8 protein-coding genes and 1 riboswitch are annotated in these 10,394 nt (G+C 37.8%); of the genes, 6 read left to right on the top strand and 2 right to left on the bottom strand.

Features of this window, described 5'->3' with window-relative positions; translation table 11 throughout:
- Positions 1 to 732: 732 nt before the first annotated feature.
- The gene (locus ACR65M_RS25265; RefSeq protein ID WP_440274760.1) at positions 733 to 1,989 is read left to right on the top strand and encodes an MFS transporter; all 1,257 of its coding nucleotides are present in this window, start codon (positions 733 to 735) and stop codon (positions 1,987 to 1,989) included.
- Between the two features lie 31 nt (positions 1,990 to 2,020).
- Here ACR65M_RS25265 and ACR65M_RS25270 read toward each other — a convergent pair whose 3' ends face one another.
- Together ACR65M_RS25270 and ACR65M_RS25275 are read right to left on the bottom strand one after the other, a co-directional pair.
- Entirely contained in the window at positions 2,021 to 3,112 is a 1,092-nt protein-coding gene (locus tag ACR65M_RS25270; protein ID WP_440274761.1) for a DUF1648 domain-containing protein, read from the bottom strand.
- A 2-nt stretch (positions 3,113 to 3,114) separates the two neighbouring features.
- Positions 3,115 to 3,507, bottom strand: a complete 393-nt coding sequence (locus ACR65M_RS25275; protein ID WP_440274762.1) for a GntR family transcriptional regulator — start codon at positions 3,505 to 3,507, stop codon at positions 3,115 to 3,117.
- Positions 3,508 to 3,617: 110 nt separating this feature from the next.
- Positions 3,618 to 3,719, top strand: a riboswitch (purine riboswitch).
- A 107-nt stretch (positions 3,720 to 3,826) separates the two neighbouring features.
- Here ACR65M_RS25275 and ACR65M_RS25280 point away from each other — a divergent pair.
- The 5 genes from ACR65M_RS25280 (at position 3,827) to ACR65M_RS25300 (ending at position 10,321) form a co-directional block, all read left to right on the top strand.
- Positions 3,827 to 5,119, top strand: a complete 1,293-nt coding sequence (locus tag ACR65M_RS25280; protein ID WP_440274763.1) for an NCS2 family permease — start codon at positions 3,827 to 3,829, stop codon at positions 5,117 to 5,119.
- A 126-nt stretch (positions 5,120 to 5,245) separates the two neighbouring features.
- Positions 5,246 to 5,935, top strand: a complete 690-nt coding sequence (locus ACR65M_RS25285) for a response regulator transcription factor (RefSeq protein WP_440274765.1) — start codon at positions 5,246 to 5,248, stop codon at positions 5,933 to 5,935.
- A 1-nt stretch (position 5,936) separates the two neighbouring features.
- Positions 5,937 to 6,941: a sensor histidine kinase gene (locus ACR65M_RS25290; protein ID WP_440274766.1), complete on the top strand. Its 1,005-nt coding sequence runs from the start codon at positions 5,937 to 5,939 to the stop codon at positions 6,939 to 6,941.
- A 114-nt stretch (positions 6,942 to 7,055) separates the two neighbouring features.
- Entirely contained in the window at positions 7,056 to 7,739 is a 684-nt protein-coding gene (locus ACR65M_RS25295; protein WP_341332651.1) for an ABC transporter ATP-binding protein, read from the top strand.
- Complete coding sequence (locus tag ACR65M_RS25300; RefSeq protein ID WP_440274764.1) at positions 7,736 to 10,321, top strand: FtsX-like permease family protein; 2,586 nt, start codon at positions 7,736 to 7,738, stop codon at positions 10,319 to 10,321. The genes ACR65M_RS25295 and ACR65M_RS25300 overlap by 4 nt, the downstream gene beginning before the upstream one ends.
- Positions 10,322 to 10,394 lie beyond the last annotated feature (73 nt).

The raw sequence follows: 10,394 nt of genomic DNA on the forward strand, positions 1-10,394 counted from the left end.
AATCCTCTTCATCGAAGCTATGAAGGGGAAAAGGAGACCAATCCCGTCGCCGAATCCTCTTCATCGAAGCTATGAAGAGGAAAAGGAGACCAATCCCGTCGCCGAATCCTCTTCATCGAAGCTATGAAGGGGAAAAGGAGACCAATCCCGTCGCCCAATCCTCTTCATAGAAGTTATGAAGAGGAAAACGAGAGTAACCTCGTCGCCGAATCCTCTTCATCGAAGCTATGAAGGGGAAAACGAGAGCATCCCCGTCCCTGAATCCTCTTCATCGAAGCTATGAAGGGGAAAGCGAGAGTAACCTCGTCGCCGAATCCTCTTCATAAGAGTTATGAAGAGGAAAAGAACAACAATTCCCACACTGAATCCTCTTCATAAAAGCTATGAAGGGGAAAACGAGAGTAATCCCGTCCTCGAAACCTCTTCATAGAAGTTATGAAGGGGAAAAGGATAACAATCCCGTCGCCGAACCCTCTTCATCACGGGTATGAAGAGGAAAACGAGAGTCCCCCCGTCGCCGAATCCTCTTCATAAAAGCTATGAGCGAAAACGCGAATAGCCCCCGCTCAGATTATAAATAAAGAAAACGGACAATCCGTATTAAAAATATCCCTCTCCCCACACCTAGTGAATAAATGCCACCGCACTATGGAAGGCTTTTAAATAAGATTATCCCAATTACCTATTTTAACCAAGACTCAATCCAATGTCTCAATTCAAAGTGGTGAAAATATGCTAGTCAAAGAAGACCATACAGATAGAATACATCCCGAGGTCAAAAAGCTAATGTTAGTCAATCTAATTCGAAGTATAGGACAAGGTATGATGGTTGTTGTGTTAGCACTATACCTAGATGATTTAGGGTGGAGTTCTGTTAAAATCGGAACTGTGCTGGCTGCAGGTGGATTGCTGGGGGTTTTTCTTGCACCGTTTGTTGGTATATTCAGCGACCGCGTAGGCAGGAAACCTTTTGTTCTGGTTTCGGAACTTTCGACGGCAGGGTGTGCATTGATTGGAATCCTGTCCATCAATCCTTTCCTATTGTTTATTGCGATTGCCTTTTCCGGTTTTGGAAAAGCAGATGCTGGTTCAGCAAGCCCGTTTGCTCCTGCGGAACAGGCATGGCTTGCATCTTTTATCAAACCCTCGGAACGAGGAAAAATCTATAGTCTCAATAATGCGTTAAGCTTTTTTGGAATGGCGACAGGGGCGATGCTAGTGGGTACAATGGGGTTTGGCAACCTCTCACTTGGAATCTCTGTTTACCATCTTGCCTTTTGTTCTACGTTTGCATTTTCAATTGCTACGACTGCCATTGTATTAACAGTTAGTAGAGAACCTTTTAACCGAAAAGAAAAGCCAATGGAGAAGATGGCCGAGAATGAAGAAATGAAAATTACAAAGGAAGAAAATACAGCTATTTTAAAATTAGCAGGTATTAATGTGTTGAATGGGATCGCAATTGGATTGACGGGGCCGATGATGGCTTACTGGTTTTCTGTGAAATTTGGTGTAAGCAGTGCGCAAATTGGTAGTACATTAGCTCTTACTTTTTTTGCGACCGGTATTATTTCGATGTTTCAAGCTAGAATTTCACATAAATATGGGACAGTACAATCGATTGTAATGGTTCGTTTTGTAGCATGCCTTCTTCTCATATTAATGCCATTGTTGTCCTCATATGCACTTGTATCCATTCTTTATATTCTAAGAACGGCATTAAATCGAGGGTCTCAAGGTGCAGGGCAAGCACTAAGTGTTAGCCTAACGCGTGGAAAAAGAAGTGGATTTGCATCAAGTATTAATCTTTTATCAACGCGTCTGCCAATTTCAATTGGTCCGTATATTACTGGCTATCTTTTCGGGTTAGGTGCTTTGGCTTTACCTTTTTATCTTGCAGCTGGATTACAAGGTAGTTTTGCCTATTTCTATGGTAAGGCTTTCCGAGCCTACGATACAAAAATGAAACTAAACCCATCATCTGGATGAAAAAAATCGGCAAGCAACGCTTGTCGATTTTTTAAAGAAAGCTAAACAGGATGATGATAGCTATGGGTATTAAAATAATTAAATACCCTATTGGGTTACCGAAGTTGATCGTCCAGCCTACACCAAAGCGTTTTTCAACAAAGATGGAAGGGTCATTTTTGTTGACATAAAAGAGACCGCCAACCCAGTGCTTGTCATCGTCATAATCTGTTATGCCTGCAGCTGCTTCATCAATGGATCGTTTGTCTGAACGGCCAACTTTTAGAGCAAATGCTACCGTAGAGCCTAAAGTAATAACTAGGAAAATAATTGGTACGGCCATAACAATCGTTCCGTCCACAATATCAGGATGTATCGTTCTTAATTGAAAGAAACTAAACATTCCCGTTAATAAAATAGACGTTAAAAATAGTAACCAGCTTGTATATTTACGTAATGTTAATTGTCGCAATCGTGAAGCGTTTGTTGCTGTTGCACTTAGTTTAATGCCTGATTTTTTTGTGCTTATAATAATCGCTAGAAACATTACCTGCATCACAAGCAACATGAGTGGGGATGAAACGGCTGAAACAGGTGTTTTATCAGTAAAGGCATCAGCTTCTCCGTTAATTCCCCAGTGAGTTGGAATCTGGTCTGGAAGAAGAGTATATTGAGAAATGGTATAACCGATTACACCAACTGTGATGAGTATGGGTACTAAAAAGACATACCAAGGCAGCATCTCATCTTTAGCACGTGCTGACAGATCGGCGATTTGAATTTGTTTTGTATTTTCTCCCCATTTCATTTTCTTTTTTAACTGAAGAGTTTTTCCGTGAAAATAAAAATAGAGGGTAAAGCTAAACAAAATAATCGCAAATTGAATAACGGTTCCAATCAAAACGGTCTGTTCTTCTGAGGCGCTGCTAGAAAGTACCCATATTGCGTAACTTACCAAAGAGATTAAAGATAAAAGGGATACAAGCAGGGAATATTTCTTTTTAAAAGAAGAAAGTTTTTCATTATTAATATGTTTTTCGGGAACTGTAATCCCGAAGATAACTGTGCGTTTCACAAGAAAAGGAACTGCGATCTGAATCCCGGCTAGAATAACCGCGATTATGAGAAAGATAGCCAACGTCATAATTATGCCTCCTTATTTGATGAGTTTTTTAAATGATTTATAGTAGAAGAAACTAATTCTTGAATTTGTTCATTGGACATACCGACAACGAGTGATTCCGCGATGAGTAATTTATAGTTTTCCTTTAACCTGTCAAAGGAAAAATCGTTGTAATCGTGTGGGGAAGAAATCACCGCCCCAGATTTCGGAACGATTCGAATAATTCCTTTTTTCTCAAGTTGGTGATAGCTTTTGTTAACTGTGTGCATGTTAATGCCAAGGTCTGCGGCAAACGTTCTCACGGATGGTAGGGAATCACCTGGCTGAATCAACCCTATAGCAATTCCTTCAATGATTTGATTGGTCATTTGTTGGTAAATGGGAATATCGGATTCGGGCTCAATTCGAATAATCATTTCAATCCCTCCTATCTGTTCTATGTATAGTATAACACGCTTGTTATACTAAAGATATAACAAAAGAGAAAAAAACTTGACGAAACTTAAAATCATTGTTAGATTTTTTAAGTTATATGAATATAGTAATTTGTATATGTTCGGGAATATGGCCCGATTGTTTCTACCAAGCTACCGTAAAAAGCTTGACTACAAATGGTTTATAGGGATATGATTTGTCCTTTTGACTAAATTTTGTACGTGCTTTGGTAGGTCTACACTATCAAGGCTTTTTTTATTTTGAAAAAATAAATCAAAGCAAAATGGGGAATATAGAAATATGAAAAATTATTTTGACTTCAATACGCGCCAAACAACATATAAGCAGGAATTTATTGGCGGACTCACAACATTTCTATCGATGGCCTACATCCTTGTGGTCAATCCTATCGTTTTAGGTGAATCAGGGATGGACAAAGGTGCCGTTTTTACGGCAACCGCAATAACTATTATTCTTGGCTCGCTGCTTATTGGTCTCCTATCTAATTATCCAATCGGGATTGCCCCTAGTATGGGTCTAAATTCTTTTTTTACGTATTCTGTTGTGATTGGGATGGGAATTCCTTGGCAGACAGCATTAACGGGCGTTTTCGTCGCAGGTATCTTATTTGTCCTTTTAAGTGTCTTAAAAATCCGTGAAAAAATTATTAATGTGATACCGCAGGATTTGAAGTATGCGATTGCGGGTGGGATTGGTTTTTTTGTTGCGTTTATTGGACTAAAAAATGCGAAGATTATTGTCGGAAACGAAGCTACATTTGTATCACTTGGAGACTTCACATCTGGTGCGACTGTGCTTGCCTTATTCGGATTCATCATTACCTCCATAATGCTCGTTAGGGGAATTCGTGGTGGTATATTTTACGGTATGGTTATTTCTTCAGTTGTGGGGATGATCTTTGGGATTATTGAGAAGCCTGCAGGTATCATAGGAAAAATCCCAAGTCTTGAACCAACATTTGGTGTTGTTTTTTCTGAACTTCCAAATGTATTTACACCAGACTTAATTATTGTCATTTTTACCTTTTTATTTGTTGGATTTTTTGATACAGCAGGCACATTGATTGCTGTTGCGAGTCAGGCTGGAATTTTAAAGGATAATAAAATTCCAAACGCGGGTCCTGCATTATTATCGGATGCTTCCGCAACGGTTATCGGTTCTGTTCTAGGGACGTCACCTACTGCATCCTTGATTGAATCTACTGCAGGTATTGCTGCTGGTGCACGAACTGGTTTTTCATCAGTTGTCATCTCAGGCTTTTTCTTTTTAGCCCTCTTTTTCTCGCCATTGTTAGCGGTTGTTACATCCGAAATCACCGCTCCAGCCCTCATAATCGTGGGTGCAATGATGGTGGCAGAAGTGCGACATATTGACTGGACGAAATTAGACATTGCTATACCAGCATTTACGACAATTATTATGATGCCATTGACAATTAGCGTCGCAACAGGAATTGCTTTAGGTTTCATCATGTATCCTGTTACAATGCTTGCATTAGGAAGACATAGAGAAGTACATCCAATTATGTATGTTCTTTTTGTTACGTTTATTGTTTATTTTATCTATGTTTAAAGGAATATCCCCTGGAGATGTACAAACAACATGTCCAGGGGATTTTGTTTTTGATAAAATAACCTAGAACAGACTTAGACGATGGGGAGGGTTGGGACAAGGGACCTGTCCCTTTGACCCGTTATGATGAAAATTTTAGTTGTTGAGGATGATAGGACGATCGCTTCTGGGTTGGATTATACGTTGAAGCAGGATGAGTATGAGACGATTGTTTGTCATAATGTTGAGGATGCTAAGCAGATTATTTCAGATAGTTGGAACAGTATTGATTTGTTTTTATTTGATTTATCTTTACCAGACGGAAGTGGATATGAGCTATGTGAGTTAGTAAAGAAGCAAGGTGATAAACCTGTGATTTTTTTAACGGCTTTGGATGACGAAGTGAATGTTGTGATGGGTTTAGACATGGGTGCAGATGATTATATTACAAAGCCATTCCGTATTCGTGAGTTAATGTCACGGATCAAATCGGTGCTTCGTCGTTACAATAGGCAAACAATGGCACAAACCAAGAATGTTATTGAAATAGAAAATATTCGTATTAATACGTTAGAAGGTAAGGTTTATAAAAATGGAGAGGAGGTACTTCTGACTTCATTAGAATACCGTCTATTTTTGATATTCGCGAATCACATTGGTCAAGTTCTTACTAGAACACAATTACTTGATCGAATTTGGGATGTAGCGGGTGATTTTGTGAATGATAACACATTAACCGTTTATATCAAAAGATTACGAGAGAAGCTTGAAGATGACCCACAAAGCCCGAAAATTATTAAGACAGTCCGTGGAATGGGCTATAAGGTTGGTGAGTAATATGTTGCGTAACCGGGAAATCCAGTTCTTACTTCTGGCTCTTTTTTCTATAAAACTGGTTGCGTCTTTGTTTACCTATTTTCTGTTTTCTGGACTTGCTGCACTACTCGTTTTTTTCACAGCAGCTCTACTGATTGGATGTATTTTGGGATTTACGAAGTGGAGATATCGTGAAATTGAAAAGCTTTCTGGATATTTACGGAGGATAACGAGTGGTGATTATAGTTTAGATGTAAGAGACAATCATGAAGGCGAGCTTAGCATCCTAAAGAGTGATATTTATAAAGTGACATTAAAGCTATCTGAGCATAGCACTCTTTTGCAACAGGATAAGTTAAAACTTACGAATGCAATTTCGGATATTTCGCATCAGCTAAAAACTCCACTTACCTCCATGATGGTTATGGCTGATTTATTGGGGGATGAGAAACTAGATGATGCAAAACGGGGTGAATTCACAAATAACATCCGTATTCAGCTAGAAAGAATTGAATGGCTGGTGTCATCGTTATTGAAACTTTCAAAAATTGATGCTGGAACTGTTTCTTTTAAGAAGGATACAGTCTATGTTTCAGAGCTGATAGAACGTGCAATTCAACCTGTATTAGTTCCAATGGATATTAAACAGCAAAACCTGCATGTTGAAGGAGACAAAGAGGTATCCTTTCTTGGGGATTTCAACTGGACATCAGAGGCACTTCTTAATATTTTGAAAAATTGTGTTGAACATACGCCTGATGGTGGAAAAATATCCATTTCATTTTCTGAGAATGCATTATATACCGAGATTATTATTTCAGATAATGGAAAAGGCATAGCCAAAGAAGATCTCCCCTATATCTTTAAACGTTTTTACAAGGGGAAGAATGCAGGTGAAGATAGTGTCGGAATTGGTCTAGCAATGGCCCATAGTATTATAAATAGTCAACAAGGTGATATTGAAGTGAAGAGCAGTAAAGAAGAAGGCACGCAGTTCAAAATAAAACTTTACAAACAGGTGATCTAGCGTATACAGCTGTGTATTCCACCTAAAGTGAATAAAATGTCACTTTCGTAGTCACTTTAGAGTCATCTTAGACAGATATACTGAACTCAACATTGAAATTATGGAGGTTTACTTATGAATATATTACAAATCGAGAATCTGTCTAAGATATATGGAAAAGGTGAAACAGCAGTTAAGGCACTTGATAATGTTTCATTTTCAGTGAAAAAGGGAGAATTTGTAGCCATTATTGGTCCTTCAGGTTCAGGTAAATCAACACTATTGCACCTACTCGGTGGTGTTGACCGACCATCTAGCGGTAAGGTACTAATTGATAACACAGATATTTATGATCTAAATGAAACACAACTCGCGATTTTTAGAAGGAGACAGATTGGGTTAATCTATCAGTTTTATAACTTAATTCCAATCTTAACGGTAGAAGAAAATATTACATTACCCATGCTATTAGATGAACATAAGGTTGATCCGAAGCAGTTTGCGGATATTGTAAAGATTCTCGGTTTAGAACAACGTTTAAACCATTTACCAAATCAGCTTTCTGGAGGTCAGCAACAGCGGGTGTCGATCGGTCGTGCCCTTATTAGTAATCCAGCCATTATGCTAGCAGATGAACCGACTGGAAATCTAGATAGTAAGAATAGCAGCGAAATCATTGAACTTTTAAAAATGTTCAATAAAACCTATAATCAAACCTTGCTTGTTATTACCCACGATGAGCGAATTGCCCTTCAAGCTGACCGTGTCATTTCAATAGAGGACGGAAGGATCGCTAAGGACGAGGTGATTCGTCCATGAACATCATTAACAAACTGACGATTCGACATTTGAAGGAAAATAAACGAAGAACCCTCGTCACAATCATTGGTGTTATCATTTCTGTTGCAATGATAACAGCTGTTGCAACACTGGGTGTCTCTTTTTTAAACTTAATGATTCGAGATAACATTGCGGACAACGGTGAATGGCACGTCAAATATAACGATGTCAATGTGGAACAAATCAAGGCAATTGAAAAAGATAGTCAAACGAAAAAATTAGTCCTTTCAAATGATCTAGGCTATGCAAAACTTGAGGGTTCGAAAAATAAGAGTAAACCTTATCTGTTTATTAAAGAATATAACACAGCAGGGTTTCAACAATTTCCAATTGAATTAGCTGAAGGACGTTTACCTTTAAAGAATGATGAAATTGTCATATCCGAAGCAATTGCCGATAATGCTAAGGTCGAATATAACATCGGTGACAAACTTTCGGTCGAAATCGGAAAAAGATTAGTAGCCGGTGAAGAGGAACCGCTGGGTCAGAATTATTCATTGCAATCCGATGAAAATGGGGTTACAGAAAAACTTAAGATTGAGTCTAGTGAAACGTTTACTATTGTTGGGACCATTAAACGTCCAACATGGGAACCATCATGGTCGCCAGGATATACGGTGGTTAAATACGTAGACAAAAATGCTTTGGGTAAAAATCGTACAGCAGACGCAGTTGTGGTATTAGAAAAAGTGAAGGGTTCATTATATCAGCATTCAGAAACCATTGCTAAAGAAAATGGGATCAATTCTGTATCCTATAATAAAGAATTATTACGCTTTTATGGAGTCACAGACAATGATAGTCTGCGTCTGACCTTATTTTCTGTGGCAGGTATTGTCATGGCAGTTATTATTATTGGTTCAGTCGCATTAATCTACAATGCTTTCGCAATTAGTGTATCTGAACGGTCAAGACATTTAGGAATGCTATCAAGTGTAGGAGCGACAAAAAAACAGAAGCGGAATTCCGTCTTCTTTGAAGGAGCTCTGATTGGTGCGGTTAGTATTCCAATAGGTATCCTTTCGGGTCTTGCTGGAATTGGGGTAACCTTTTCATTTATTAACACTTATCTTGAAGGAGCTCTAAATGTTGCTGAAAAACTAAATGTAATTATTACACCAGCTTCTCTTTTAGTAGCCTGTGTGATTTCAATTGTAACAATTTTTATCTCCACCTATATTCCAGCGATGAGAGCGTCAAAGGTTTCAGCGATTGATGCGATACGTCAAACACAGGATATCAAACTATCAAGAAAAACAGTTAAGACATCAAAACTTGTACGTAAACTATTTGGGATTGAAGCTGAAATTGGTTTGAAAAATTTGAAACGAAACAAGAAAAGATATCAAGCAACTGTTTTCTCGCTTGTCATCAGTATTGTCCTCTTTTTGACAGTGTCATATTTCACAGAGGACCTGAAGAAGTCGTTGGAACTATCTGTAGATAATATTAATTATGATATTCAAGTGATTAATGATCAGATGGGCAAAGAAGATCTATTACCATTCACGAAACTTGATTATGTAACGAATTCAAGTATTATTCAAACGATCTATTTAACAACATTAACAGAGAAAGATCAACTTCCAAACGAGTTATTAAAATCTATAGAAAAGGATCCCTCCATTTTACAAGATGGAAAATTTACTTATTATGTAAGATTACATGGTTTGGATCATGACAGTTTCAATGCCTATGCAGCAAAAGTAGGTACGGATTCTGGGGAATTTGAAAATACAAATGAACTTAATGCGATCATAATTGATAACATCAACTATCAAGATTACGAGACGGGGAAATTTATTGATACAAAATCTATTCATATAAACGTAGGAGATACACTTGCACTTAATTTAATGAACTATGAGACTGAAGAGCAACAATTTTTAGCTAATATTAAAGTTCAAGCATTGACCGACCAGCTACCAATGGGTACTACAACATCTAGTCTTGGTGGATTAGATATAATTGTTTCAGAGGATATATTAACAAAGGTTGTTGAAGGAAATGAGAAGGCAAAAAGTGAAATCCAAACTGAATTATACATGAATAGTTCAGATCCAATGGCAACACAGGATGAGTTGGATAAAATCACAGACTCTGGCACGCATGTCTATAACGTCTATCAAAGAAGACAAGAACAAGAGCAAATGATAATAATGATGTCTATTTTCACCTATGGCTTTATCGCCCTGATTTCGTTAATCTCTATTGCAAATATTTTTAATACAATTTCAACGAGTATCTCGCTTCGAAAACGTGAATTTGCAATGCTGAGATCAGTGGGGATGACCCCGAAAGGCTTTAATAAAATGATTAATTATGAGAGTGTATTTTATGGTGTAAAGGCTCTACTATATGGTCTTCCAATAAGCTTTGTCATCATGTTTTTAATTTATTGGTCACTTAGGAATACGTTTGAATATGGATTTAATCTTCCATGGATGAGTATCTTATTTGTCGTAATCATCATCTTTATTATTGTAGGGGCAGCCATGCTGTATTCAATACAAAAAGTGAAAAAAGAAAATATAATCGATGGGTTGAAACAGGAGAGTTGATACTATGTCAAGAAAATAGACACAGATTTTTCTACCGCGCTTTCGCTTGGTAGCCTTCATAAAAAAGTTTAAA

This window comes from Ferdinandcohnia sp. SAFN-114 (assembly GCF_059415045.1).

Coding starts and splice junctions, on each gene's coding strand:
- ACR65M_RS25265 (WP_440274760.1), top strand. CDS start 733: ATGCTAGTCAAAGAAGACCATACAGATAGAATACATCCCGAGGTCAAA.
- ACR65M_RS25270 (WP_440274761.1), bottom strand. CDS start 3,112: ATGACGTTGGCTATCTTTCTCATAATCGCGGTTATTCTAGCCGGGATT.
- ACR65M_RS25275 (WP_440274762.1), bottom strand. CDS start 3,507: ATGATTATTCGAATTGAGCCCGAATCCGATATTCCCATTTACCAACAA.
- ACR65M_RS25280 (WP_440274763.1), top strand. CDS start 3,827: ATGAAAAATTATTTTGACTTCAATACGCGCCAAACAACATATAAGCAG.
- ACR65M_RS25285 (WP_440274765.1), top strand. CDS start 5,246: ATGAAAATTTTAGTTGTTGAGGATGATAGGACGATCGCTTCTGGGTTG.
- ACR65M_RS25290 (WP_440274766.1), top strand. CDS start 5,937: ATGTTGCGTAACCGGGAAATCCAGTTCTTACTTCTGGCTCTTTTTTCT.
- ACR65M_RS25295 (WP_341332651.1), top strand. CDS start 7,056: ATGAATATATTACAAATCGAGAATCTGTCTAAGATATATGGAAAAGGT.
- ACR65M_RS25300 (WP_440274764.1), top strand. CDS start 7,736: ATGAACATCATTAACAAACTGACGATTCGACATTTGAAGGAAAATAAA.